Below are 25,319 nucleotides of genomic sequence, written 5' to 3' on the forward strand. Positions count from 1 at the left end.
TTTTCCATGACCAGGACCCAGACCGATATGCACACCCCCACTTGGAACACCCGGGCCCTGCGGCGGCAGGCGCTGCTCACCCAGGCAGAGAACGCCCTCGGCGCCCACCTGAAGGGCAAGTGCGTGGACGCCGCCGCCATCGCCACGCTGCTGGAGGTGGTGCTCCAGCCCGGCGACAGGGTCTGCCTGGAGGGCAACAACCAGAAGCAGGCGGACTTCCTGGCCAAGGCGCTGGTCGGGCTGAACCCGGAGAAGGTCCACGACTTGCACATGGTGCAGTCGGTGCTGGCCTTGCCCGAGCACCTCGACGTGTTCGAGAACGGCATCGCCAGCCGGCTCGACTTCAGCTTCTCCGGCCCCCAGGGCGCGCGCCTGGCGAAGCTGGCCTCGGCCGGGCAGATCCAGATCGGCGCCATCCACACCTACCTGGAGCTCTTTGCGCGCTACTTCGTCGACCTGACGCCCCATGTGGCGCTGGTGGCGGCCCAGGCCGCCGACGCCGCCGGCAACCTGTACACCGGCCCCAACACCGAAGACACCCCGGCGATCGTGGAGGCCACGGCCTTCTCGGGCGGCATCGTGATCGCGCAGGTCAACGAGCTGGTGGACGGGGCGACGACCACGCTGCCGCGCATCGACATCCCGGCGGACTGGGTGACCTTCGTCGTGCCCGCGCCGACCCCGCACTTCATCGAGCCGCTGTTCACGCGGGACCCGGCGCAGATCAGCGAGGTGCAGGTGCTGATGGCCATGATGGCGATCAAGGGCATCTACGCCGGCTACGGCGTTCAGCGCCTCAACCACGGCATCGGCTTCGACACCGCCGCCATCGAGCTGCTGCTCCCGACCTACGCCGAATCGCTGGGTCTGAAGGGCCAGATCGGCCAGCACTGGGCGCTGAACCCGCACCCGGCCATGATCCCCGCCATCGAGGCCGGCTGGGTGAAGTCCATCCACTCGTTCGGCTCGGAGCTGGGCATGGAGAACTACATCCGCGCGCGTTCGGACGTGTTCTTCACCGGCCCGGACGGCAGCCTGCGAAGCAACCGCGCGATGTGCCAGGCGGCGGGGCACTACGCCTGCGACCTCTTCATCGGCTCGACGCTGCAGATGGACCTGGACGGCAACAGCTCGACGGCCACGCTGGGCCGCATCGCCGGCTTCGGCGGGGCGCCCAACATGGGGGCCGATGCGCGGGGGCGGCGGCACGCGAGCCCGGCCTGGCTGAAGGCCGGCGCGGAGGCGCGGGCGGGCAAAACCGGCGCCGCCGGCACGCCCCGGGGGCAGAAGCTGGTGGTGCAGATGGTCGAGACCTTCCGGGAACACATGCAGCCGGCTTTTGTCGAGCGCCTCGACGCCTGGAGCCTGCAGGAGCAGACGGGCATGGCCCTGCCGCCCATCATGGTCTATGGGGACGACGTTTCGCACGTGCTGACCGAAGAGGGCATCGCCAACCTGCTCCTGTGCCGCACGGACGAGGAGCGCGAACAGGCCATCCGCGGTGTGGCGGGCTACACGGCGGTCGGCCTGGCCAGGGACCGGCGCATGGTGGAGAACCTGCGCGACCGTGGCGTGATCCGCCGGCCCCAGGACCTGGGCATCGACCCGCGCGATGCGACGCGCAACCTGCTCGCCGCCCGCAGCATGCGGGACCTGGTGCGGGCCTCGGGCGGTCTCTACCAGCCGCCCCGGCGCTTCAGGAACTGGTGAGCCACGGCACACCCACCCGACATTGACAAGAGAAGGACAACACCATGGCCATCGAACCCGGATTGGAAACCCTCGAGTTCAGCTCGGGGAACGCCGCGCAGGCGACCGCTGTGCCCCCCGTGTCCCACGCGGTGCTGGTCGGCGTGGTCGGCTCCGGCAACCTGGAGGTGCTGATCGAGCCCAGCGACAACCCCGGCTGCACGGTCCACGTCTCCACCTCGGCGCGCGGGTTTGCGCCGATCTGGACGGCGGTCGTGGCCGACTTTTTCGCGCGGCATCCGCTCACGGGCGTCAAGGTGTCGGTCAACGACATGGGGGCCACCCCGGCGGTCGTGAGCCTGCGGCTGGACCAGGCCGTGGCCGAACTGAAAGAGAGGACCGCATGAACGCGCCGCAAGACACCCTGCCGTCCATCAGCTGCGCCGAGTGTTCGGCGCGCGAGCGCATCCAGCACCTCTTCGATGAGGGCAGCTTTCACGAATGGCTGCCACCGGTCGAGAAGCACATGAGCCCCCACCTCGCGCAGCTGGGGGTGCCGTCGGCCTTCGACGACGGTGTGATCATCGGCCGGGCGCTGCTGGGCGGTGAGCGCGTGTTCGTCGCCGCGCAGGAGGGCGGCTTCATGGGCGGCGGCGTGGGCGAGGTGCACGGCGCCAAGCTTGTGGGCCTGCTGAAGCGCGCACAGCTCGAACGCCCCAGGGCCGTGGTCTTCCTGGCCGAATCGGGCGGCGTCCGGCTGCACGAGGCCAATGCCGGGCTGATCGCGGTCTCCGAGGTCATGCGCGCCGTGCTGGACGTGCGGGCGGCCGGCGTGCCCGTGCTGTTCCTCATCGGCGGGCTCAACGGCTGCTTTGGTGGCATGGGCATCGTCGCGCGCTGCGCCGACCGGGTGATCATGAGCGACATGGGCCGCCTCGCGATGTCGGGCCCCGAGGTCATCGAGGCCAGCCACGGTGTCGACGAGTTCGACTCGCGGGACCGGGCGCTGGTGTGGCGCACCACGGGCGGCAAGCACCGCTGGCTGAGCGGCGACTGCGACGAGCTGGTGGAAGACGACATGGCGGCCTTTCGCGCGGCGGCCCTGCGCCACCTGAACGCCAGCGACCCCGTGAGCCTGGACAGCCTGGAGCGTGAGCACGCGCTGCTGGCGGCGCGGCTCACCCTGATGCCCGAAGACGCCTGGCCGTCCGACGGCGGCGAGGCGGTGACGCTGTGGTCCCGGCTTGGGGTGCCCCACAGCGAGCGGGTGCCCGACATGGACGTCGCCCAGCTGCTCGCCCTTCGCCACTGACCACCAGGAGAGACCGCATGCAATGGCGTGACCTTGCCGCTGGCCTGTTTGGCCCGGCGCACACGATTCAACAGACCGGCAGCTTCCTGTCCGGCGAAGCGACTTTCCAGGGCCAGACGCTGACCGTGGTCGGCACCACCGACCACGCGCCCATCGGCGTGGCGCTGGCGCTGGCCCAGGCCCGCGTGGTGCTGGACACCGTGGCCACCCACCCGGGCCGGCCCATCCTGCTGTTCATCGACACCCAGGGGCAGCAGCTGCGCCGCCGGGACGAGCTGCTCGGCATCAACCGGGCCATGGCCCACCTGGGCATGTGCATCGACCTGGCCCGCCGCCAGGGGCATGCCGTGCTGGGCCTGGTGTACGACCAGGCGCTGTCGGGCGGCTTCATCACCTCGGGCCTGATCGCGAACGCCTGCGACGCCTTGCCCGAGGCGGAGATCCGCGTCATGCGCATTCCCGCCATGGCCCGCGTGACCAAGCTCTCTGAAGCGCTGCTGGAGGATCTGTCGAAGACCAACCCGGTGTTCGCGCCCGGGGTGGGCAACTACGAGGCCATGGGCGGTGTGCGCCGCATCTGGGGGCCGGACCTCCAGGCCGAACTCGCCCAGGCGCTCAACGGCTTGTCGACGGTGGACACCCGCGCCGCGCTGGGTGCGCAGCGCGGCGGGCGCCAGCTGGCGGCGTCGGTGATCCAGCGGGTCATGGACGCGCCATGATCGCTCGTCACCAGCTGATCCGCCTGAACGCGGCCGGCTGGGCCAGGGCCGCCGGGCAGGCCGCCTCGGCGGAGGCGTCGCTCTGCCTGCGGCACTGGGCGGACCAGGGCTTGCCGGTCGTGGTGACCCGGCAAGCCTGCCAGGCGGTGCCTGGCGACGGCGGCGTGTCGGTGGGCATCGCCGCGCCGCTGCAGTGGGGCCGGGTGCGTGTGCCGCTCCTGGTCAGGCAAAGCGACATCGCGTATTTCGATGGATTTCCCGAGGCGAAGCTGGCCTGCAGGCTGATGCCGCGGGAGGACCGGTCGGCATGGCAGGCGCTCTTTCAGGCGCTCTCGTCGGCGGGCCTTCGCTGCCGCGTGTATGGCAGCTTCGGCTGGCAACTGCTCACCGATCTGGCCTACCTCCACCCGGGCTCCGATGTGGACCTGCTGGTGTTCGTGGGCGGGCCTGAAGAGGCCGATGTGGCCGCCGGTCTGCTGGGCCAGCACGGGCGGCTGGGCCTGGCGCCCCGGGTGGACGGCGAGCTGGTGTTTGGCAACGGGTCGGCGGTGTCGTGGCGCGAATGGCTGTCGTGGCGGGCTGGGACGACCGCGTCGATCCTCGTGAAGTCGGCCCACGGGGTGGCGCTGGCGGACTCGCTGGTGTTCACGCAGCGCCGGTGGGTCGAATCGCCCGAGTTGAGCGTGGCATGAGGGCCCGACGCGCCGCCACTCCGCCCTCGGCCGTGCCGGCCGAGGGGCCGCGCGCGCGCGGCGCGCTGGCCCGCATGGCCCCGCTGGCGGTGACCGCCCTGTACGACGAGGTGGCGCTCTTTCCCAAGCCCGGGCTGGTGTCGTTCGTCGATGCGGGCAGCCACCGGGACATGGACGGCCAGACGTTCATGCGCAGCCTGTTTGCCTTGCGCCACTACTTCCCGCAGATGGCGGTGCTCGGTGCGCAGCGGCAGGGGTTCCCGGCGCTGGAGGCCTGTGGGCTGGCCGCCGAGCGGCGCATGCTCGCGGCCACCCAGGGCGTGAACACCCACCGGGGCGCGATTTTCAGCATGGGGCTGCTCTGTGCCGCGGCCGGGGCCATGCTGGCCAGGGACGCGGCGGTGAGCGCCGACGCCTTGAGGCAGGCGCTGCTGGACACCTGGGGCGACGCCCTGACGGCGCGATGCGCCCGGCGGTCCGGGTTGCCGGGCGGCGTGGCCGCGCACCGGCACGGGCTGCGCAGCGCGTCCGAGGAGGCTGCGCTGGGGTTCCCCGTGCTGTTCACCACGACCGTTCCCACGCTGAGCACCTGGCTGGACCGGGGGGCGTCCCCGGAGACCGCGCGCCTGCAGGCGTTGATGGCGACCATGGCCGTGCTCGACGACTGCAACCTGGCGCACCGGGGCGGTCGGGAAGGCCTGGCCCACGCGCGCAACGGGGCGACCGCCTTCCTGGCGGCGGGCGGCATGGCCCACCCGGCCGCCATGGACACGTTGCGGTCCATGCACACGGGTTTTGTGGCCCGCCGGCTCTCCCCGGGCGGGTCGGCCGACATGCTGGCCGCCGCCTGCTTCGTGGTCCGCCTGGTCCGTGGCGCGGGAACCGGGCCATGACGCTGGCCCTGGTGTTCCCGGGCCAGGGCATGCAGCACCCGGACATGCTGCCCTGGCTGGACGCCGACGACCCACTGTTGGTGTCGGCCGCCTCGCGGCTCGATGTGCATGACTGGCGGCGCTCGCTCGCCGACCCCGCCTGGGCGACGGACAACCGGCACGCGCAGCACCTGCTTTCGGCGTGCGGCATCGCGGCCTGGCAACAGCTGCGCCCGAGCCTGCCGCGGCCGGTGGCGGTGGCGGGCTACAGCGTCGGCGAAATCGCGGCGCACACGGTGGCGGGGGTGATGTCGCCCACGGTCGCGCTGGACTTCGCTGACGTCCGCTCCCGGGCCATGGACGCCTGTGGCGCGGACGAGCGGGGCGCGCTGCTGGGCGTGACCGGGCTGCTGCTGGCGCCGGTTCAGGCGGTCTGCGAGCGCGAGGGCGTTTTCGTGGCCATCCACAACGGGACGGACAGCGTCGTGCTCGGCGGCACGGCCCGCCGGATCGAAGCGGCAGAAGACGCCTTGTCGCGCCTGGGGGCCAAGTGCACACGCTTGAACGTGGCCGTGGCGTCGCACACCCCGCTGATGCGGGAGGCCTCGGTCGTGGTCCGGTCGTGGTTGACGGGCCAGGGGCTGCAGCGGCCCGACCTGGCGTTGTTGGCCAACCTCACCGCGACCCGGGTGCGGTCCGCGCAGGACGCGTGCGATGCGCTCTCGGGCCAGATCAGTCACACGGTCCAATGGAGCGGGTGCATGGATGCGATTCACGCCCAGGGGCCCCGCTGCGTGCTGGAGCTCGGGCCGGGGCAGTCGCTGGCGTCGCTCTGGAACCGGCGCTTTGCCGACGTGCCGGCGCGAAGCGCCGACGAGTTTCGCAGCGTGGGCGCCCTGGTCCGGTGGGTGCTGTCGCACCAGGATTGAGCCGTTAGCATCGCCACATTGCCCGGTGCCCCTCGCCATGACCCTCACTCCTCAGCCCTCGCGCTTCAACGAAGAGATCACGCTTCGCCGCCTGGAGGTCTTGCTGGTCTTCATCGAGACCGGGAACCTGGCGCGCACCGCGGAGCGCCTGGAGACCAGCGCCGTCAGCGTGCACCGCGCGCTCCATGGGCTGGAGGAGGGCACCCGCTGCGCCCTGTTTCGACACGAAGGCCGCAACCTGCTCCCCACCGACGCGGCCCACGTGCTGGCCGACGTGGCCCGCGACCTCCTGATGCGGCTGGAGCGCGGCATCGGCGAGACGCGCCAGGCGGCCGGCTTCGGCGCCGACACGATCCGGATCGGCTCGCTCTACTCGCTGACCAGCCGCGCGGTGCCGGCGATCTTTTTCGGGCTCAGGCAGCGCCTTCCGTCGCTGAACACGGAGCTGGTCCTCGGGTCAAACGCGGACCTGGTCCAGAAGCTGCACCAGGGCGCCATCGATGCCGCGGTCATGGGCATTCCCGAATCCACCCTGGGCATCGAGCACGAGCCGCTGTTCGAGGACGACATCTTTTTCGCCGCCCCGGTGGACTCGGTGTACGCGACCATGGAGTCGGTCGACCTGGGCGCTTGCCAGGACGTGAACTTCGTGAGCCTGTCGGACGGTTTCGTGACCCAGAACGCGTTTGTCGAGGCCTTCAAGGTGGCGGATTTCAGCCCCAAGGTCGTCATGAAAACGGGAGACATCTTTTCGCTCATGAACCTGGTGGGCGGCGGGGTGGGGTGCACGCTGCTGCCCGGGCGCATCCGGAGCGTGCTTCCGCACGAGGTCCGGCTGATTCCCCTGCAGCGTAAATACCTGGTTCGCCAGTCCATCGCGCTCACTTTCCTCAAGAGCCGCGAGCGCGACCCCAACCTGCTGGCGCTGCTCGCCGTGTGCCGAACGGTGAAAGGCGCCATGCAGTAGGCGGAGCGGGCGGGTGCTGCACCCTCGGCGGGTCGCGCGCGTCGCGTGGCGTGGCGGTCCCTGCGGGAGCGGCGTGTGGTTCGGGCCTCAGCGCAAACCGAAGAAGGACAAGGCGGCCAGAACGATGACCACCAGGCCGACGATGTAAATGATGCTGTTCATGACGTGCCCCATGTGCTGAAGTTGAAAGTTTCCCAAGCGGGCCCGTAACCGGAGTCACAGAACCCGAAGCCTCATTTCACCGCGCACGGGCCGGTCTGTCGGTGTGCCGGCGCACAGACAGACCGGCCGGTACCGCGCTTCATTGAAGCCACCTTTCCATGAAGCAGGAGCCGCACATGAACGCCTTGAACAACCCGCCGTCCCACCCCGTGCAAGTGGACGAAGACATGGCCTTGCAGGCAAACCCCGGTCAAGGCATCCCGTCGCAGGACCCGGATGCCGAAGCGCAGACGCTGCTGGAACCCCATGAAGCCGTGCGAGAGGGCAAGTCGGTGCTCGTGGGTGGTGGCATGGTGGCCGGGGCGGCCACGGGCGCCGCCATCGGTGTCGTGGTGGCCGGCCCCGTGGGCATCCTGGCGGGGGCCACGCTGGGGGCCGTGGCCGGCGCGCTCGGCGGCGCCGCCGCGGGCGCCGCGGCCAGCCCTGAGGGCACGGACAGCCCCGACGCCCAGCCCGCCGAATCTGTGCGCGTGCCCGTCAAGGGCCGCGACGGCGGCCGATGACCCCTTCGTCGCGGATCCGTCACTGAACGCCGGGGATGGCCTGCATCCCAGCGATGCCGGGTACCGGGTCTGGTTCGGCGCGCTTGACCTGGGTGGGCTTTGTGGGGACCACGTGAGGGGCGTTGAAAGAACGTGCAGGCGGGTGGCCGGCGGGAGGCATCAGCTGCCCGAGGGCGGCTGGCCGCCGGGGCCGGGCACCAGGCGGGCGCGGCGTTTCGCGTCCAGGCCGGGGGTGGCCCGCATGTCGGTGTCGACCAGGCCGGCGTCGAGGTCGCGTTTGGCCTGCACCATCTTGGGATCGGGCGCCTCGGCCGTGTCGTTGACGGTTTCGTCGCGTTCGTGGGGCAGCGGCAATCCGGTTCCTGAGAGAGGCGCTTTCGCGCCACGCGGTGGTGTCGCCACCTGGCGCCCGATGGGCCGCCGGCTGTTGGGTGTCATGGACATGTGGCTTCCTCCGTTGGGGCATGGCGGGGCCGGGCCCGCATACCGGGCTTGACCGCGGGGTCGATGGTCCGGTCGTGCTCGGGGTTGTCCGGGATGGCCGGGGGCACCGGCCCCTCGTCGGGCTCGACGGGCGGCGCGCCCGGTTCGAACTCATCCGGCACGTCGTTGTCGGGCAGGTGGGGTTTGTGGGCGTGGGCACGGGACATGGTGGGGACCTCCTGGGTCATGGGGTTGGACTGGCGTGGTGGCTGCCGGCTCATTTGGCCGGGCTGAGCGGTGCCGAGTGGTCGTTGTTCTGCCCCGGCATGGGCTTGGTGTCGGATTCCTGTGCCGGTTTCCGGGTGCCGTCGGTGGCGCCCAGCGCGGGGTCGGTGGTCCCGGGTGGAAACACCGATGCAGCGGGCGGCAGCGAAGGGTCGGTGGACGGCCCTGTCGTGGCGCCGGACACGGACGGCACCGGCAGGGAGAGCGTTGGCGTCGGGGGGGTGGTCGGTTTTTTGTCGCAGGCGCTCAGGGAGATCACACAGGCGCAGAGCGCGATCAAGGCAGACGGTGTGTTCATGGCGGTTCCTTGTGGGTGGGCCGGCTGGTGGCCAGCGGGGTGGCGAGCACTTCGTGCACAGGGCTTGAGCGCGCGGTGGGCCTGAAGCGGTGCACGAAGGTGACCATGCTGTCTGGCCTCGTCGGCTGTGTCTGTGCGCCATCGAACGCCGCAGGGGCCGGCGATCCGGTCAATGGGGCCTGGTGTCAAACCGTGTCGCCGGGCGCGGTGCGGCCGTTGCAATTCGTTTCGCGGGAATGTGCGCCAGCGCACGGTGTTCCGGGCGACAGGCACCTAAATTGGCCCATCCATCAACAAGGGTCAGTCATGAACGCACCTGTCGCCTGGGACGACGCCGTGAACCTGCTGGAGCAGCGGGTCATGAAAGTGAGCCACGTCGGTTACGACGCCGCGGCCAGGCAACTGCGCCTGTTGTCCGGCCAGCGTGAAGATCGGGAACAGATGGTCCTGAGAGCGGGCCAGGCCGCCCTGGGCCTGCGCGGCATGGCGCTGCCGCTCTGGCGCTGAGCTCAGCGGCCTGCCGCTAGGCGACCGACGCCGCCGAAGACAGGCCGGTGTGCGAGCCATGTTCCCCCATCGCGATGGGCTTGCCCGCCACCATCGACGCGAGCACACCGAAGCCCCGCACCATCTTGCTGTTCGGCGCGTCCCAGTAGTCCGCCGCGTCGGGCACGAACTTCAGCAGCGCCAGGTTCGGTGAGCCCGGACCGTCCGGGAACCAGGGTTTGGCGAAGGGCGTCCACAGCGCTTCGATGCAGCTGCGGTCGGTGAGAATTTCGCCCCGGCCCGACAGCGACACATAGGTGCCCCTCGACGCGTCGGAGAAGCTGAGGTTGACCACACCCAGGTGCTCCACCTTCGACGACCGCAGGTCGGTGAAGAACCACAAAGCGCCTTGGGCGTCCATCTGCAGCGCGGCCATCGGCCGGCTGGCCAGCGTGCCGTCGCCTTCCACCGTGGTGAGCATGGCCACGGGAATGTCTTGCATCAAATGGGCGATGTGGGCGAGCGCGTCGTTGGTCTGGGGGACTGTTTTCATCGTTGAACCTCGTGTTAAAAAAAAGAGCGGCACCTGTTCAAAGGCCAAAGGCGCCTCCAGGCGGGCTTTCATGCCTGTCGGGCCAGGAGGGCGTGACCCTGGCGCCGTCCATCGCGCTCAGGGCCGTCTGGCCGGCCTTCCGCAGGGCGATGGCGTCTTCCGGTGCGGTGTCTTGTCGTTATGCAGACCGTAAAACGACCCACGAGGCGGGTCTGTTCGCTGTCGCACGTTGATCGCAACGTCCGGAGGGCTGACGGGCCTGGGCCGGCCACAGGTCAACGCCCGGTTTCCAGCTGTCGTTGAGGTTTTCCTATTCTTTTTTGGTGATTCATGCAATCAGGTCAAACCATGACAGGATCGGCCATTCCAGCGCAGAATGGCCCGCATGAAGAAACGACCTCGCGCGTCCACCTGGGCCAAAAGCTTCGAGCGCAGCCTCAACGCGATGACACGGTTGGTCACCGCCTCCGGGTCCCGGGCGCTCAAGAAGACCCTGAAGCCCGCCGTGGCCAGGCGCACGCCGCCTCCCGGTGCCGGGGCGTGGATTCCCGGCGTGGTCATGGGCGCGACGGGTGCCCGGCGCTTTCGGCTCTACCGCCCGCCAGACGTCAAGTTCGGCGAGCGCCTGCCGCTGATGGTGATGCTGCATGGCTGCGGTCAGGACGCCAACGGCTTTGCGGCCAGCACGCGCATGAACCGCATCGCGATGCGCGAGCGCTTCATGGTGCTCTACCCGGAGCAGGACCGTCTTGCCAACGCACAGGGCTGCTGGAACTGGTTCGACACCGGCAGCGGCCGGGCCTACGGCGAAGCCGCGTTGATCATGAAGGCGGTCGATCAGGTCTGCCAGCTGTATCCGGTGGACAAGGCGCGCGTGGCCATCGCCGGCCTGTCGGCCGGCGCGAGCATGGCCGCCCTGGTGGTCACCCGGCACCCGGGGCGTTTCAAGGCCGTGGTCATGCACTCGGGCGTTCCGCCGGGCACCGCGCACTCCACCCTGTCGGCGCTGGGCGCCATGCACGGCCATCGCGCCACGAACCCCCTGGTGGCCACCCCGGGCACGATGGAAGCCCACTGGCCGCCCTTGCTGGTGATCCACGGCGACGCCGACGGGGTGGTTTCGCCCAAAAACGGCCTGGCCGCGACGCAGGCCTGGGCCCAGGCCGCAGGGGCGAAGGCGGGCCCGGCGCGCAGCGTGCAGCGGGGCAAGCGCTACCCGATGTCGGTCACCGATTTCAAGCGCAAGGGCAGCACCGTGGCCACGCTGGTCGCCGTGAGTGGCCTGGCCCACGCCTGGAGCGGCGGCGCCGCGAGCCAGGCGTTCAGCGACGGGCAAGGGCCGGATGCCTCGCGCATGGCCTGGGCGTTTGCGGCCAAGCAGTTTCCGGCAGAGGCGTGAGGGTCGAAGGGGGCGGTTGACGGGCGGCGGCGGCATGCCGATGTGCATCGGCATATCCCGAAAGGCGAGAGGGACCGCGCACGCGGTGTGGTGTCGGGGCGTGGCCTGATCGCAGTGGGCGAGCTGGCGTGTTCAAACGCACCTCTGCTCGCGGATGCCAGCCGCTTCGATGGTCCCATTTCGACGCACTGCAGCCAGCGGCCATCGCCCAGTCAACGCCTGGTGTGCGGCGACGGCAGCCCGGACCGCCCTATACTGGGTCCATCGATTTGCAGTCGCACAACCTCACTCCGTTGCCCGTGGATTGGGACAGCCAAAAGTGGTTCGACGACTTGGTGGTAGGTCTCCGCGCTGTTCAGCCGCGCGCACAGTGCAATACATGACTTCATACGCATGACATGCTGCCCCAACACCTTAGCGGAAGCATCTTGACGCCCAAGTCAGGTCGATTCGTCGCGGCATCGCTCGTGCGTGGCCGAGAGAGGGCCGCATGCGCTTGAGTGGCCACTGTCGCGCAGCCCTTGTTTTCCTCGCCGTGATGGCCGCAAGTGCCGTGCAGGCTGCGCCGCGCGTGGTCCGGGTGGGCGTCTACGAGAACCCGCCCAAGCTGCTGGCCGGGCCACAAGGGCAGCCCAGCGGCATTCTCGGCGACTTGCTGCACGAAGTGGCCCAGGTCGAGGATTGGACGCTGAAAGCGGTGTCTTGTGAGTGGGAGCGCTGTCTGCGGCTGCTGGAGGAGGGCGCCATCGACCTGATGCCGGACGTGGCCTACAACGAATCGCGGGCGCAGCGCTTTGACTTCCACCGCGTGCCCGCGCTGTCCAGCTGGTCGCAGGTGTATCGGGGGCCTGGCGTGAAGCTTCAGTCGGTGCTCGACCTGGAGGGCAAGCGCGTGGTCGTGCTTGACGGCTCGGTCCAGCAGGAGCATCTGGCGAGCCTGCTGGCCAGCTTCGGGCTGCGTGCCGAGCTGGTGCCGGTGAAGTCCTTCGAGGAGGCCTTCAGCATGGTGGCCGCCGGCGAGGCCGACGCGGTGGCCGCGAACCACTTTTCTGGCGGAGGTGCGGCGAGCCGCCACGGACTCTCGGCCACGAGCCTGGTGTTCCTGCCCAGCAAGCTGTACTTTGCCGCGGCCAAGGGGCGCAACGGCGACCTGCTGGCCGCCATCGATGCCCGGCTGGACGCCTGGCAGGCGGACACGGGTTCGGTCTACTTTCAGGCGCTGGCGCGCTGGGGGATGCAGAGCGCGCCATCCCGGGTGCCGGTCGCCTTCTGGTGGGGGTTGGCGGTGCTGCTGGGGTTGCTGGCGCTGGCGCTGGGTTTCCTGGCCCTGCTGCGGCGCGAAGTGGCGCGGCAGACGCTCGCCCTGCGCGACAGCGAGGAACGGTTCCGCAACCTGGCCGAAAACTCCGTTGACTGGATCTGGGCGCTCGACCTGAACGGCCGCCACACCTACAGCAACCCCGGTGCCGCCGAGATCCTGGGTTGCCGACCCGAAGACTTCCTGGCGCTTGACCCTGCGACGCTGGTGCACCCCGATGACTTGGCGTTGTTTGGCGCCACCCTGGAGGCGGCACGCGCGCATCGGACCGGCTGGCGCAACGTCGTCATCCGCTGGCGCCACCAGGACGGCACCTATCGGGTGCTGGAGTCCAGCGCAGAACCCGTCCTGGATGCCAAGGGTGCACTGCAGGGGTTCCAGGGGGTCGACCGCGACATCACCGAGCGCGTGCAGGCCGAGCAGGAACGCCAGCGACTGGCCTCCATCCTGGAGGCCACCAGCGACATCGTCAGCATGGCGGATCCCGAGGGCCATCCCATCTACCTGAATGGACCGGGGCGCGCGTTGCTGGGCATTGCCCCAGAGGGTCCCTTGTCGGAGGTGATCGCCGATGCGCATCCCCGGTGGGCGGCCGACATCATCCTGAACGAGGGCCTGCAAACGGCGATCCGGGAAGGCCGCTGGTCGGGCGAGACGGCGGTTCTCGGACCGGGCGGAGAGGAGATCCCGGTGTCGCAGCTCATCCTCAGTCACAAGGACCCACAGGGCAAGCTGCTGTTCCTGTCCACCATCATGCGCGACATCCGCGCGAGCCGTGCGGCCGAGCTGGCGCTGCGCGAGAGCGAAGAGCGCCTGCGCCTCGCGCTGACCGCCGCCAACCAGGGCCTGTACGACCTGGACCTGACCACGGGCGATGCCAAGGTGAGCCCCGAGTACGCGACCATGCTGGGTCACGACCCGGCCACCTTCCGGGAGACCAGCGCGGCGTGGCGCGATCGCGTGCACCCGGACGACCTGCCCGCGGTGTATCGGGCCTATGAGGATTGCGTGGCGGGCCGCCTGCCGGAAATCCGGGTCGAGTTCCGCCAGCGCACGCGGGCGGGCGGCTGGAAGTGGGTCCTCTCGCTGGGCAGGATTCAGGAGCGCGCGGCCGACGGGCGCCCGCTGCGCATGCGGGGCACCCACACCGACATCGACGCCATCAAGGCCGCCGAGGCTGCCCTGCGGGAACTCAACGCCACCCTCGAAGCCCGGGTCGCCGAACGCACCGCCGAGCTCACGGCGGCCAACCACGAACTGGAGACGTTTGCCTACGCCGTCTCGCACGACCTGCGTGCGCCACTGCGCGCGATGAGCGGTTTCTCCAGCGCCCTGCAGGAAGACCACGCCGCCTCCTTGCCCAGCGAGGCCAAGATCTATCTTGAGCAGATCGTCCTGGCCGGTCGCAAGATGAGCGATCTGGTCGAGGGCTTGCTGACGCTTGCGCGCAGCACGCGCGGCGATTTGCGGATGGACTGTGTCGATGTGTCGGAACTGGCCCAACGCCATCTGGCCGAACTGGCGGCGGCCGAGCCGGCGCGTCGCGTGTCGGTCGAGGTCGAGCAAGGACTGACGGTGACGGGCGATGAGCGCATGATGGCCAGCGTGCTGGACAACCTGCTCGACAACGCCTGGAAGTACACCGGCGCCACGGCAGAGCCGAAGATCCGGGTGCACGCCTGCGCGGTCGACGGGCGGTCCGGTTTCTGTGTCTCGGACAATGGCGCCGGTTTCGACATGGCCCACGCGGCGCGTCTGTTCAAGGCCTTTCAACGCCTGCACCGTCAGGACGAGTTTCCAGGCATCGGGATCGGTCTGGCCACGGTGCAGCGCATCGTGCAGCGTCACGGTGGCCAGATCAGCGCGCGCGGTGTGCCCGGCCAGGGCGCAACGTTTTCAGTGGTGTTGCCGGCCAAGGCGGGCCAGCGGGAAGAGGAGTCAACGACATGAACATGAAGACCATCCTGCTTGTCGAAGACAACCCGCAGGACGAGATGCTCACCTTGCGCGCCCTGAAGAAGGCCCATCTCGCCAACCGCATCGACGTGGTGCGCGACGGCCAGCAAGCGCTGGACTACCTGTTCCGTGCCGGTGAGTTCGCCGACCGCGACGGCCCCGACCTGCCCACGGTGGTGCTGCTGGACATCAGCCTGCCGCGGCTGTCGGGCCTGGAGGTGCTCGAACGCCTGCGCGCCGACACCCGCACCGAGCTGCTGCCGGTGGTGATCCTGACTTCGTCCGACGAGCAGAAGGACCGCCTGAAGAGTTACGAGAACGGTTGCAACAGCTTTGTGCAGAAGCCGGTGGACTTCGCGGACTTCGCCGAGACCGTGGCCCGCCTCGGCGTCTACTGGCTTGCAACCAATGAGCCGCCACCTGAGCGGCCAATACCGCGCTGATGCTGCGTTGATGCCGCGTTGATACCGAGGTGGCCGTTTCTCCTGGCAGGCCGTGGCGCCGCGAAACGCGTCCGCCTGGCCAGAACCCGTCGGTCAATGGTCGACGCTGAGGGGCTGCCCTTGGCAAGCCGCCGCCGGCCTCACTCCCTCACACCCCACGCATCGCCTGCGCCGCGTCCGCATTCCCCAAGCCCGCCACCCCGGCCGCCGCGCCCAGCCGGTCGCGGTCTTCGCGGTTCTGGCCGAGCTTCGATTTGCCCACCAGGCGGGTGATTTCAACCTCGATGCCGACGATGGCCTGCAGCAGGCCGGTGATGAACTCGGGGGCCGAGTCGCCCATCTTCCAGGGATTTGCTTGCTGCGAGCGCTGCTCGTGCTCGCGCGTGAGGCGCGCCACCAGGCCACGCACGAAACGCTCATCGTCCACCACGCGCAGGCGGCCGTGGGCGTGCACGACCTGGTAGTTCCAGGTGGGCACGTGGCGGTGGTGTTCGGGTTTGCTGGGGTACCAGTTGGGCGAGATGTAGGCCTGGCTGGCCTGGAAGACCACGAGCACGTCGGCACCGTCGGCCGGCACCTCGCGCCAGACCGGGTTGGCGCGTGCGACGTGGGCGTGCAGTGTGCCGTGCGGGCCGCTGGTCTCGTCCAGTTCAAACGGAATGTGGTTGGCGTCCAGGCCGTGGGGGCCTTGCGTGATGAGCGCGCCCAGCGGGTGTTCGCGCATCACGCGCTGCATTTCGCCGGGGCGGGTTTCTTCGAAGTGGCTGGGGAGGTACATGGCGTGGACGGTGGGGGCTGGGGTTCGGTGGAGGTTTTATAACGCGATGGGACACGGGATGGCACGGGCCCGGCGGGCGTCAGGTCGGGGCGTCGGTGTCCAGGGCCTTCTGGACCAGATCGGCCATGGCCTGGGCGGTGTGATCGGGGCACGCGCGCAATCCGCTCACCGTGCCCAGCCGGTCGGCCCGGGCTTCGTCCTGGCTGGCCTTGAGCTTGCCTTCCAGGCGGTCGATGGGGATCTGGATGCCGACGATGGCGCGCATCAGCCGGTCCACGAAATCGGCGGGCGCATCGGCCACGCGCCAGGGTGCGGGACGCCCGGTCTCCTGGGCGTCGGTCAGCCGGTTCAGCAGGTCGAGCAAGGCATCTCGGTCGTCCACCACCCGCGCCACGCCGTGCGCGTGGGCGACGGTGTGGTTCCAGGTGGGCACGACGCGGCCGTGTTCGGCCTTGCCCGGGTACCAGCCCGGTGTGATGTAGGCCTGCGGGCCATGGAACGCCACGACACACGGCGTGTCCGCGGCCCACTCGCGCCACACGCTGTTGGCCCGGGCCACGTGGCCCAGCAGCGTACCGTGCGGGCCCCGGCGGCGGTCCAGCACGAAAGGGGTGTGGTTCACGGTCAGGCCGCCCGATCCCTGGCACACCCAGGTGCCGAGCGGGTGCGTGTCGATCAGCGAGAAGAGGGCGTCCCGGTCCGTGAGCTGGTGATAGGGCGGCAGGTACATGGTGGTGGCCTCAGGCGCTCTGCAGCGCGTGGCGCACCAGCAGCGCGGAGAGCACCCACATCGTCAGGCCGATCAGCGCGTCCAGCACCTGCCAGGCGCGGGGCCGGGCAAACAGCGGCGCCAGCCAGCGCGCGCCGAAACCCAGCGCGCTGAACCAGGCCAGGCTGGCGATGCTCGCGCCCGCGACGAACCAGCCCTGCAGCCCGGCGGGTTGCTGGGCGCCGATGCTGCCCACCAGCAGCACGGTGTCGAGGTACACGTGCGGGTTGAGCAGGGTGAAGGCGGCGGCCTGCGCCAGCGCGGCGCCGCGGCTCAGGCGATCCGGCGCCGGGCCGCCCCAAGCCGGATCAGCCCCCTCGGGGGGCAGCGACCCGCGCAGCGGTGGAGCGTGGGGGCCTATCAGCCGCGCGCGCTGCAGCGCCCGCCAGCCGTACACCGCCAGAAACACCGCGCCGGCCAGCGCCAGCGCGCGGGCCAGACCCGGGCTGCTGCCCAGCGCCTGCGCCATGCCCAGCACGCCGGCGGTGATCAGCGCCGCGTCGGTCAGCGCGCAGAACAGCACCACGCTGCCCACGTGTTCGCGCCGCAGGCCCTGGCGCAGCACGAAGGCGTTCTGTGCGCCGATGGCGACGATGAGGCCCAGGCTCAGGACCAGGCCCTGGGCGAAGACGGGAAACACCAGCGAGGCGGACACAGGAACAGCAGTCATGCACCGAGATTGCCTGCGTTGCGTGATGAAGGCAAACTGTCTTTCCTTCACCCGATTAAGTCAAACTGCATCCATGCTGGACTATGCCGCCCTCAACGCTCTGGCCGCCGTGGTGCGCGAGGGCAGTTTCGACCGCGCGGCCCGCGCGCTGCACGTGACGCCTTCGGCCATCTCGCAGCGCGTGCGCCTGCTGGAGGAGCGCGTGGGGTGTGCGCTGGTGGTGCGCGGCCAGCCCTGCCTGCCGACCGACACCGGCCGGCGCATGTGCCAGCACATGGACCGCGTGCGGCTGCTGGAGCACGAGCTGCACGACGCGCTGCCGGCCCTCGCGCCCGAAGGCGCGGCGCGCGTGAACCTGCCGGTGGCCGTCAATGCCGACAGCCTGGCCACCTGGTTCGCGCCCGCCGTGGCCGCGTTCGCCGCGCAGGCCCCGGTGCTGATGAGCGTGAGCGTGGACGACCAGGACCACACCGCCGAGTGGCTGCGCACCGGGGCCGTGCTCGCGGCCGTGACCGGCCACGCCCGGCCAGCGACCGGTTGCAACAGCCAGCCGCTGGGCGCCATGCGTTACCTCGCCGCGGCGACCCCGGCCTTCGTGGCGCGCTTCTTCCCCGACGGGGTGGGCGCGGGCAGCCTGGCGCACGCGCCCAGCCTGGTGTTCAACACCAAGGACGAGCTGCAGGCGCGCTGGGTGCGGCGCCTGTGCCACCGCCATGTGGAACTGCCCCGCCACACCTTGCCGTCGTCCCAGGCCTTCGTCACGGCCGCGCTGGCCGGCATGGGCTGGGGGCTGCAGCCCGAGGCCCTGATCGCGCCGCACCTGGCCGACGGCTCGCTGGTGGAACTGGTGCCCGGGCAGGCGCTGGACGTGCCGCTGCACTGGCAGACGGCGCGGGCTACCTCGGGCCTGCTCGATGGGCTGACGCGGCAGATGCTGGCGGCGGCGCGCGACCACCTGCGGCCGCTGTGAGCTCCTCAGCACGCCGTCAATGACCCTGGCGGGCCGCTGGTACCCACGAGCGTGCCCGGGTCGTTTGCTAGGATGCGCCGCTGCCTTTCGCCATTCCTCCCCGATTCATGTCGCATCCCCCCCACCCAGACCACTACCGCCCCGACATTGATGGCCTGCGCGCCATTGCCGTATCCGCTGTGGTGATCCACCACGCTTTTCCCGAATGGTTTCCGGGTGGTTTCATCGGGGTGGACATCTTCTTCGTGATCTCGGGCTACCTGATCAGCTCGATCATCATGGACCAGCTGGCGCGCCGCCGGTTCAGCTTCGCGGACTTCTACGCCCGCCGGGTCAAGCGCATCTTTCCGGCCCTGTTCCTGGTGCTGGCGTTCACGCTGCTCTATGGCTGGTTCGTGCTCTCGCCGCTGGAATACAAGGCGGTGGGCAAACACGCGGTGGCCGGCAGCTTCTTCCTGTCGAACTTTGCCTTCTGGCAGGAAGCGGGTTACTTCGATGCCTCGGCGGTCGAGAAGCCGCTGTTGCACCTGTGGTCGCTGGCCATTGAGGAGCAGTTCTACATGTTCTGGCCGCTGCTGCTGGTGGCGCTGCACCGTGCCCATCAGCCCAGGAAAGCCTGGATCCTGGGCCTGCTGCTGCTCTCGCTGGGTTTCAACCTCTGGCTGTTGCGGGGGGACCCGAACGACGCGTTCTACCACCCGCTGGGCCGCTTCTGGGAAATGATGATGGGGGCCTACCTGGCCGCCAGCCGCCCGGCTCCGGACGCACCGGTGCCCGGAACGGCCCGCCGGGCCCAGTGGTTCTCCAGCCTGGGCATCGGGTTGCTCGTGCTGGTCATGGTCGAACTCAACCCGGAGCGGCGTTTCCCGGGCGGCTGGGCCTTCGCCGGCACCCTGGCCACCTGCCTGCTGATCGCCGCCGGCCCGCGCGGCTGGTTCAACCGGCATGTCCTGTCGAGCAAGCCCATGGTCTGGATCGGGCTCATCAGCTACCCCCTCTACCTGTGGCACTGGCCCCTGCTGGCCTACCCGCACATCGAACTGGGTGAGGCGCCGCCCGCGCTGCAACAGACGGGCTGGGTGCTGCTGGCCGTGCTGCTGGCCTGGCTGACCTACCGGCTGGTTGAACAACCGATCCGGTTCGGGCAATGGCGCCAGTGGCGTTTCACCACGGTGACCCTGAGCGCCGCTGTGGCGCTGACCGGCCTGACCGGCTTCACCGTGTACAAAAAGGAAGGCCAACCGGAGCGCCTGCAGAGGCTGGCGGCGAACCAGGCGGCCAAGGACGGCACGCCCGAGCAGATCCAGAAGCTGCTCACCACGCTTTCGTCCAAGGGCGGCAAGTCGGCGGTCGTCGAGGGCTGGCGCGACGGCGACTGCATGCTGGACTACAACCAGCCACCCAGCCACTACAAGCCGTTCTGTGTCGAGAAGAAGCGGCCCCTGGTGTTCCTCTGGGGCGACTCGCACGCCGGTTCGCTGTACCCGGGGTTCAAGGCGCTGCAGGACAGCGGCACATACAGCTTCGGTTTCGCTGAGCGCACGGGTGCGATCTGCCCGCCCATCCTCGGCATCGAGCCGCGCCCGCTGTGCAAAAGCCTGAACGACGACACCATCCGCGTGATCCGGGAGACCAAGCCCGACATCGTGGTCCTGTACGCCTGGTGGCACGAAGGCAAGGTCAAGGGCCGCTACAAGGACACCTCGGGCCTGGAGCCGACCGTGGCCGAGCTCAAGAAAGCCGGCGTCAAACGCATCGTGCTGCTCGGCGCGGTGCCTTACTGGCGCGGGGACCTGCCCAAGGTCTTGCTGAAGCTGTGGAAAGAGCAGCAGCGTTTGCCGCTGCGCCTGGGTGACGAGTACCTGGACCCCCACGTCAAGGCCGCCACGGCCGAGATGCGCCAGCGCTCAGCGGCCATGGGCATTCAGTTCATCTCGGGGATGGACTACTTCTGCAACCGGGACGGCTGCCTGACGCGCATGGAGCCAGGCGCCACCGAGCCCCTGAGCTACGACTACGGGCACCTGAGCTTGCCCGCAGCGACGTACTACGTCGAGCAGATCGCGCCGCTGATCCTGGGCCAGCGCTGACGCGGCCTGGCGCCCACCTGGCCGTCGGCGAAGCCCTGAGCGGCGACGCCTGTGTACAGTGCGGGCTCAACCTGGAGGTCCACCATGCGCGTGTTTCTGATCGATGCAGACAACCTGTCCTCGCCCGCCTGGGTGGACGAGGCTTTCCAGGCACTTGAAACCGCCGAGGGCAGCCTCGCGGTGCGGCGGGCCTACGGCAGCGCCGAAAACCTCAAGGGCCTGGCCGACACGCTGCGCACCTGGGCCATCCGGCCGTTCGTCAATCTCTCGCTGAGCAAGAACACCACCGACATCGCGCTCGCGGCCGACGCCATGGCGTTCGCCTGCCAGCAGCCCGCGCCGGCCATGATCGTGATCGGCTCGGGCGACGCGGACTTCGTGCCGCTGGTGGTGCGGCTGCGGGAGCGGGGCATTCAGGTGGTCTGTGTCTCCGAGGCCAGCAAGATGGCGCCCGAGGCGGTGCCGGCCTACGACCGCGTGCTGTACGTGGGCCACGCCGCGTCGGCCCGGCGGGCGTCACCGTCGCCCGCACCGGCGGCCGCTCCCGCGAAGGCCCGCCGCGCCGCGCCGGCGGTGGCGCCGGCCACCAAGGCAGCGGCCAAAAAGGTGCCGGCCAAGAAAGCGGCCGCTCGCAAGGCAGTGCCCGCGGCCCCGCCCGCGCCGAAGGAGTCCGCGCGCAAGACCGCCGCGAAACCGGCCGCACCCGCCGACGGCCTCACGGTGTCGCGCATCCTCGCCGCGGTGCCGGCTCTCGACGCCGGTGCCTGGCAGCCGCTGGGCGACGTGGCCAAGGCCCTGCGCGATGGCGGCTTGCTGGGCAAGAGCGCGCTGTCGACCAAGCTGTTCAAGAAGTTTCCAGCGCACTTCGAGCTCCGGCCCGGCCGGCAGCCCAACGAGGTTCGCCTCGTGTCGCCGCCGGCTTCTGCCTGAGCGCCGCCCACGGGGCGGGCAGACCCTGCGCCAGGACCCCGGCGAATGACTCAATCCGTTTCATTCGTGTCTGTCTGTAAGTGCCCTTGTGGCCGTCCTGCGCAGGGGAGTACGCTGGTTTCCCCCTCGCGGTCGGTGCCGACCGGGAAGCCCGTGTATCGATGGCGACGGGACCCGATGACGTCAACAACACACAGGAGACGGATATGAAGAAGAGCGGTATGGATGGTCGGCGCCTGGCCCGGGGACGGTGGAGCGCGACGGCGCTCGCGGCGATGCTCGTGGTGGCCTGCGGCGGAGGCGGCGAGAGTGGCAGCGACGCGTCCGGCGACGCGGCGGTGGCCAAGCTGGCGCCTGCCGGCGCTTCTGCAGCGGGGGAGTCCTCCAGTTGCCTCAACCGGGTCAACAACACGTTCAGCAAGCTGCTGGAGTGCGTCACGCTCGACGGCGTTCGGCGCCACCAGCAGGCCCTGCAGACCATCGCCGACGCGAACAACGGCATCCGCACCTCGGGCACGCCGGGCTACGACGCCTCGGTGGACTATGCGGCGCAGGTGCTGCGCGACGCGGGCTACCTGGTGACCGTCACGGACTTCCAGTTCCAGACCTTCATCACGCTCTCGGCCACCGTGCTGGAGCAGGTGTCGCCCGGGCCGGTGGGCCCACTGGCGAACGTCATCATGGAGTACTCGGGCAGCGGCGATGTGACCGCCCCGGTGACGGCGCTGACCCCGCCGCCGGGTGACGGCACCCCGGGCTGCGAGGCCGCTGACTTCGTCGGCTTTCCGGCCGGCAACATCGCGCTCATCAGCCGCGGGGCCTGTCCCTTCGCCCTCAAGGCCGCCAACGCCCACGCGGCCGGGGCCAGCGGCGTCGTGATCTACAACAACACCGCCGGCGACCTCAACGGCACGCTGGGCGAGGCCTTCACGCTGGACATCGGCGTCACAGGGGTCACCCAGGCCCTGGGGCAGCAACTGGCGGCCACACCGGGGCTGGTGCTCAGGCTCAAGACCGACACCTTCCGCGGCGAGGCGACCACCAGCAACGTCATCGCGGAGTCGCGCTCGGGCGACCCCAACAACGTGGTGATGGTGGGCGCGCACCTCGACTCGGTCAACGAAGGCCCGGGCATCAACGACAACGGCTCGGGTGTCGCGGCGATCCTGGAGACCGCGGTGCAGATGGCCAAGGTCAAGCCCCGCAACAAGCTGCGCTTTGCGCTGTGGGGTGCGGAAGAGTCCGGGCTGGTGGGCTCGACGAACTACGTCGAGGGCTTGAGCGACGCCGACAAGGCCCGCATCGCGCTGTACCTGAACTTCGACATGATCGGTTCGCCCAACCACGTGTTCTTCGTCTACGACGGCGACGACTCGGACGCCACGGGTGAAGGCCCCGGCCCGGGCGGATCGGACCAGATCGAGAAGGCGTTCGAGTCCTTCTACATGCAGCGCGGCGTGCCGTTCAAGGGCACCGACTTCGACGGCCGCTCGGACTACCGGGCCTTCATCCAGAACCTGATCCCCGCGGGGGGGCTGTTCACAGGCGCCGAAGGCATCAAGACCGCCGCCGAAGCCGTGACCTGGGGCGGCACCGCGGGCCAGGCCTACGACCCGTGTTACCACCAGGCCTGCGACACCTTTGCCAACAACAACGACACGGCGCTCGACGTGAACGCCGATGCGGTGGCCTACACCACGTTGCTGTTCTCGATGAACACCTCGACCGTGAACGACCAGCGCGGCAAGGGCAACTTCCGCATGCCGGCGCTCAAGCCGCTGCACCCGGTGCCGACCGCGAACTGAGCGGTCCCTGAAGACCCATGCCCGCCGCGCGGCGGGCATGGGTCCATCCCGGATGGACAGGTGGCCGGTGCAGGGTGGGCGTCGTCACCCATGCACCGCAGACCCCTGGCGCCGATGGTCAACATGGGGCAGCACATGTCGGTCCTGATTCGGGCCGGCTCCACATGGGGTTGCCCATTCTTCAGATTGTCTGTATGATGCGTATCATGCGAAAAACGCCAACCAACATCCGAACCGCTGCCAAAGAGGCCTCGCACGAGCGCATCGTGCAGGCGGCCGCTCGCGCCATCCGGCGCAGCGGGTACGACGGCACGGGTGTGGCCGACATCATGAAAGAGGCGGGTCTGACGCACGGCGCCTTCTATGCCCATTTCGAGTCCCGCGAAGCCATGCTGGCCGAAGCGGCGGACCGTGCGGGTGCCGAAGCCAACGCGGTGGCGGCCAGCGTCATTGCCGCTGCCCCGCCCGAACAGGCGCTGCGCGCGCTGATGCAGGCCTACCTGTCCAAGGAACACCTGGCGGGCATCGAGACGGGCTGCCCCATTTCGGCCCTGGGCTCAGAAATGCCCCGCCAGTCGCCCGAGGTGCGCCGAGCGGCCACGCGCCGCATCAAGGAAATGATCGATCTGATCGCCCGCCAGTCGCCCGACTGGGGGCAACCCGGCGCCCACGAGCGTGCCCTGGTGACGGCGGCCACCATGGTGGGCACCCTGGTGCTGGCCCGTGCGGTGGATGACCCCGCGTTGTCGGACGCGCTGTGCAGCGCGGCCCTGGACCGTCTGGCGCCTTCCGCGGGCTGAGGCGGGCTTTTTTTTGTTTATAAGTATGATGACCGTCATGCCAAAACTTCTCTCACCCCAGTCCGCTGGGTTGATTTCCGGCACTTTTTGGAACAAGGAACAACCATGAAAGCTTTCATCCTCGACCGCTACGGCAAACAGGAACGTTTGCGGGCCGCCGATGTGCCGGAGCCGGAGGTGCGCGACGACGATGTGCTGATCCAGGTGCACGCGACCGCGCTGAACCAGCTCGATTCCAAGCTGCGCAACGGCGAGTTCAAGCTCATCCTGCCGTACCGCATGCCGCTGATCCTGGGGCACGATGTGGCGGGCGTGGTGGTGCGTGTCGGGCCGCGGGTGCGCCAGTTCAAGGTCGGCGACGAGGTCTATGCCCGCCCCGACGACTTCCGCATCGGCACGTTTGCCGAGCTGATCGCCGTCAAGGAGGACTCGGTGGCGATCAAGCCGCGGAACATCAGCATGGAAGAGGCCGCGTCCATCCCCCTGGTGGGTCTGACGGCCTGGCAGGCGCTGGTGGAAATGGCCCACCTCCAGCCGGGGCAGAAGGTCTTCATCCAGGCGGGCTCAGGTGGCGTGGGCACCTTCGCCATCCAGCTGGCCAAGCACCTGGGGGCGACGGTGGCCACCACCGCCAGCGCGGCCAACACCGCCCTGGTCAAGGGCCTGGGGGCGGACGTGGTCATCGACTACAAGAAAGACGCCTTCGAAGAACAACTGAGCGGCTACGACGTGGTGCTGAACAGCCAGGACGGCAAGACCCTGGCGAAGTCCCTGGGTGTGCTCCAGCCCGGCGGCCACCTCATTTCGATCTCCGGGCCGCCCGATCCGCAGTTCGCGCAAGACATCCAGGCGCCGTGGTTGGTGAAGCAGGTCGTGCGCGCCATCAGCTTCGGCACCCGCCGGCAGGCCCGGCGCCTCCAGGTCGGCTACGCCTTCCTGTTCATGAAGGCCAGCGGCCGCCAGCTGGGGCAGATCACGCAGCTGATCGAATCGGGCGCCATCCGCCCGGTGATCGACCGGGTCTTCCCCTTCGACGCCACCAACGAAGCCATGGCCTACGTCGACAGCGGCCGCGCCAAGGGCAAGGTGGTCATCAAGGTCCGCTGAACCGTTCCCCCTGAACCCAGGCGCAGCTTCGCGCCTTTTTCAGACTCTTACATATGACGGTCGTCATGTGATTTTTCCTGTCCCTCCCTTCCTGTCCCGTTCTTTTTCGATCCCTTCTTCTTTCTGGAGCCTCTCATGAACATTGAAAACGCCGTCGTCCTGATCACAGGTGCCAACCGCGGCATCGGCCTGGCCTTTGCCCGCGAACTGCTGGCACGCGGTGCCCGCAAGGTCTACGCCGCGGCCCGCGATCCCTCGACCGTGACCCTGCCTGGCGTCCAGGCCCTGCAGCTCGACGTCACCCAGCCCGATCAGATCGCCGCCGCGGTCCGGC

The 25,319-nt window shown here is 69.4% G+C and carries 27 protein-coding genes; 20 read left to right on the plus strand and 7 right to left on the minus strand.

What is annotated here, in order from left to right:
- Positions 1–27 precede the first annotated feature (27 nt).
- From mdcA to IV088_RS02660, 9 genes are all read left to right on the plus strand, one after another.
- Positions 28–1,710, plus strand: a complete 1,683-nt coding sequence (mdcA, locus tag IV088_RS02620; RefSeq protein ID WP_291097393.1) for a malonate decarboxylase subunit alpha — start codon at positions 28–30, stop codon at positions 1,708–1,710.
- A 44-nt stretch (positions 1,711–1,754) separates the two neighbouring features.
- Entirely contained in the window at positions 1,755–2,096 is a 342-nt protein-coding gene (mdcC, locus tag IV088_RS02625) for a malonate decarboxylase acyl carrier protein (protein ID WP_291097395.1), read from the plus strand.
- Positions 2,093–3,001 (plus strand): biotin-independent malonate decarboxylase subunit beta, encoded by a 909-nt coding sequence (locus IV088_RS02630; RefSeq protein ID WP_291097397.1) that lies wholly within the window; start codon positions 2,093–2,095, stop codon positions 2,999–3,001. The genes mdcC and IV088_RS02630 overlap by 4 nt, the downstream gene beginning before the upstream one ends.
- A 17-nt stretch (positions 3,002–3,018) precedes the next feature.
- Positions 3,019–3,720, plus strand: coding sequence for a biotin-independent malonate decarboxylase subunit gamma (locus IV088_RS02635; RefSeq protein WP_291097399.1), 702 nt, complete (start codon positions 3,019–3,021; stop codon positions 3,718–3,720).
- Positions 3,717–4,412 (plus strand): malonate decarboxylase holo-[acyl-carrier-protein] synthase, encoded by a 696-nt coding sequence (gene mdcG, locus IV088_RS02640; protein WP_291097401.1) that lies wholly within the window; start codon positions 3,717–3,719, stop codon positions 4,410–4,412. The genes IV088_RS02635 and mdcG overlap by 4 nt, the downstream gene beginning before the upstream one ends.
- Positions 4,409–5,305 carry a triphosphoribosyl-dephospho-CoA synthase MdcB gene (mdcB, locus tag IV088_RS02645; protein ID WP_291097403.1) on the plus strand — a complete coding sequence of 299 codons (897 nt, stop codon included), beginning with the start codon at positions 4,409–4,411 and terminating at the stop codon, positions 5,303–5,305. Before mdcG ends, mdcB begins: the two co-directional genes overlap by 4 nt.
- Entirely contained in the window at positions 5,302–6,213 is a 912-nt protein-coding gene (locus IV088_RS02650) for an acyltransferase domain-containing protein (protein WP_291097405.1), read from the plus strand. The genes mdcB and IV088_RS02650 overlap by 4 nt, the downstream gene beginning before the upstream one ends.
- A 37-nt stretch (positions 6,214–6,250) precedes the next feature.
- Positions 6,251–7,180, plus strand: coding sequence for a LysR family transcriptional regulator (locus tag IV088_RS02655; protein ID WP_291097407.1), 930 nt, complete (start codon positions 6,251–6,253; stop codon positions 7,178–7,180).
- Between the two features lie 338 nt (positions 7,181–7,518).
- Positions 7,519–7,905 (plus strand): hypothetical protein, encoded by a 387-nt coding sequence (locus tag IV088_RS02660; RefSeq protein ID WP_291097409.1) that lies wholly within the window; start codon positions 7,519–7,521, stop codon positions 7,903–7,905.
- Positions 7,906–8,064: 159 nt separating this feature from the next.
- Here the strand turns inward: IV088_RS02660 and IV088_RS02665 are convergent, their stop codons facing one another.
- The 3 genes from IV088_RS02665 to IV088_RS02675 are packed head-to-tail and all read right to left on the minus strand — an operon-like array spanning position 8,065 to position 8,911.
- The gene (locus IV088_RS02665) at positions 8,065–8,349 is read right to left on the minus strand and encodes a hypothetical protein (protein WP_291097411.1); all 285 of its coding nucleotides are present in this window, start codon (positions 8,347–8,349) and stop codon (positions 8,065–8,067) included.
- Positions 8,340–8,555: a hypothetical protein gene (locus tag IV088_RS02670; protein WP_291097413.1), complete on the minus strand. Its 216-nt coding sequence runs from the start codon at positions 8,553–8,555 to the stop codon at positions 8,340–8,342. The genes IV088_RS02665 and IV088_RS02670 overlap by 10 nt, the downstream gene beginning before the upstream one ends.
- A 50-nt stretch (positions 8,556–8,605) precedes the next feature.
- Positions 8,606–8,911, minus strand: a complete 306-nt coding sequence (locus tag IV088_RS02675; protein ID WP_291097415.1) for a hypothetical protein — start codon at positions 8,909–8,911, stop codon at positions 8,606–8,608.
- Positions 8,912–9,217: 306 nt separating this feature from the next.
- On the opposite strand from IV088_RS02675, the gene IV088_RS02680 reads away from it, so the two are divergent.
- Positions 9,218–9,418, plus strand: coding sequence for a hypothetical protein (locus IV088_RS02680; RefSeq protein WP_291097417.1), 201 nt, complete (start codon positions 9,218–9,220; stop codon positions 9,416–9,418).
- 16 nt (positions 9,419–9,434) lie between these two features.
- Here the strand turns inward: IV088_RS02680 and IV088_RS02685 are convergent, their stop codons facing one another.
- The gene (locus IV088_RS02685) at positions 9,435–9,950 is read right to left on the minus strand and encodes a pyridoxamine 5'-phosphate oxidase family protein (protein WP_291097418.1); all 516 of its coding nucleotides are present in this window, start codon (positions 9,948–9,950) and stop codon (positions 9,435–9,437) included.
- A gap of 385 nt (positions 9,951–10,335) precedes the next feature.
- Between IV088_RS02685 and IV088_RS02690 the strand changes: the two genes are divergently transcribed.
- From IV088_RS02690 to IV088_RS02700, 3 genes are all read left to right on the plus strand, one after another.
- A complete protein-coding gene (locus IV088_RS02690) occupies positions 10,336–11,349 on the plus strand; it encodes a PHB depolymerase family esterase (RefSeq protein ID WP_291097420.1) in 1,014 nt (337 codons plus the stop codon).
- Between the two features lie 538 nt (positions 11,350–11,887).
- Entirely contained in the window at positions 11,888–14,617 is a 2,730-nt protein-coding gene (locus tag IV088_RS02695) for a PAS domain-containing protein (protein ID WP_291097423.1), read from the plus strand.
- A complete protein-coding gene (locus IV088_RS02700) occupies positions 14,614–15,066 on the plus strand; it encodes a response regulator (RefSeq protein ID WP_291097425.1) in 453 nt (150 codons plus the stop codon). The genes IV088_RS02695 and IV088_RS02700 overlap by 4 nt, the downstream gene beginning before the upstream one ends.
- A gap of 148 nt (positions 15,067–15,214) precedes the next feature.
- Here the strand turns inward: IV088_RS02700 and IV088_RS02705 are convergent, their stop codons facing one another.
- The 3 genes from IV088_RS02705 to IV088_RS02715 form a co-directional block, all read right to left on the minus strand.
- On the minus strand, positions 15,215–15,844 hold the full coding sequence (locus IV088_RS02705; protein ID WP_291097427.1) for an FMN-binding negative transcriptional regulator: 630 nt from the start codon (positions 15,842–15,844) through the stop codon (positions 15,215–15,217).
- A 79-nt stretch (positions 15,845–15,923) separates the two neighbouring features.
- Entirely contained in the window at positions 15,924–16,574 is a 651-nt protein-coding gene (locus IV088_RS02710; RefSeq protein ID WP_291097429.1) for an FMN-binding negative transcriptional regulator, read from the minus strand.
- A gap of 10 nt (positions 16,575–16,584) precedes the next feature.
- Positions 16,585–17,283, minus strand: coding sequence for a LysE family transporter (locus IV088_RS02715; protein WP_291097431.1), 699 nt, complete (start codon positions 17,281–17,283; stop codon positions 16,585–16,587).
- Positions 17,284–17,356: 73 nt separating this feature from the next.
- Between IV088_RS02715 and IV088_RS02720 the strand changes: the two genes are divergently transcribed.
- From IV088_RS02720 to IV088_RS02750, 7 genes are all read left to right on the plus strand, one after another.
- A complete protein-coding gene (locus tag IV088_RS02720; RefSeq protein ID WP_291097433.1) occupies positions 17,357–18,253 on the plus strand; it encodes a LysR family transcriptional regulator ArgP in 897 nt (298 codons plus the stop codon).
- Positions 18,254–18,360: 107 nt separating this feature from the next.
- The gene (locus IV088_RS02725; RefSeq protein ID WP_291097435.1) at positions 18,361–20,343 is read left to right on the plus strand and encodes an acyltransferase family protein; all 1,983 of its coding nucleotides are present in this window, start codon (positions 18,361–18,363) and stop codon (positions 20,341–20,343) included.
- Between the two features lie 84 nt (positions 20,344–20,427).
- The gene (locus IV088_RS02730) at positions 20,428–21,273 is read left to right on the plus strand and encodes an NYN domain-containing protein (RefSeq protein WP_291097437.1); all 846 of its coding nucleotides are present in this window, start codon (positions 20,428–20,430) and stop codon (positions 21,271–21,273) included.
- Between the two features lie 206 nt (positions 21,274–21,479).
- A complete protein-coding gene (locus IV088_RS02735) occupies positions 21,480–23,078 on the plus strand; it encodes a M28 family metallopeptidase (protein ID WP_291097438.1) in 1,599 nt (532 codons plus the stop codon).
- Between the two features lie 194 nt (positions 23,079–23,272).
- Positions 23,273–23,878 carry a TetR/AcrR family transcriptional regulator gene (locus IV088_RS02740; protein ID WP_291097440.1) on the plus strand — a complete coding sequence of 202 codons (606 nt, stop codon included), beginning with the start codon at positions 23,273–23,275 and terminating at the stop codon, positions 23,876–23,878.
- A gap of 105 nt (positions 23,879–23,983) precedes the next feature.
- Positions 23,984–24,985: an NADP-dependent oxidoreductase gene (locus tag IV088_RS02745; protein ID WP_291097442.1), complete on the plus strand. Its 1,002-nt coding sequence runs from the start codon at positions 23,984–23,986 to the stop codon at positions 24,983–24,985.
- Between the two features lie 135 nt (positions 24,986–25,120).
- A partial coding sequence (locus IV088_RS02750; RefSeq protein WP_291097444.1) for an SDR family NAD(P)-dependent oxidoreductase occupies positions 25,121–25,319 on the plus strand: 199 nt, incomplete at its 3' end.

Source organism: Hydrogenophaga sp., assembly GCF_018780075.1.
Lineage (GTDB): Bacteria > Pseudomonadota > Gammaproteobacteria > Burkholderiales > Burkholderiaceae_C > Hydrogenophaga.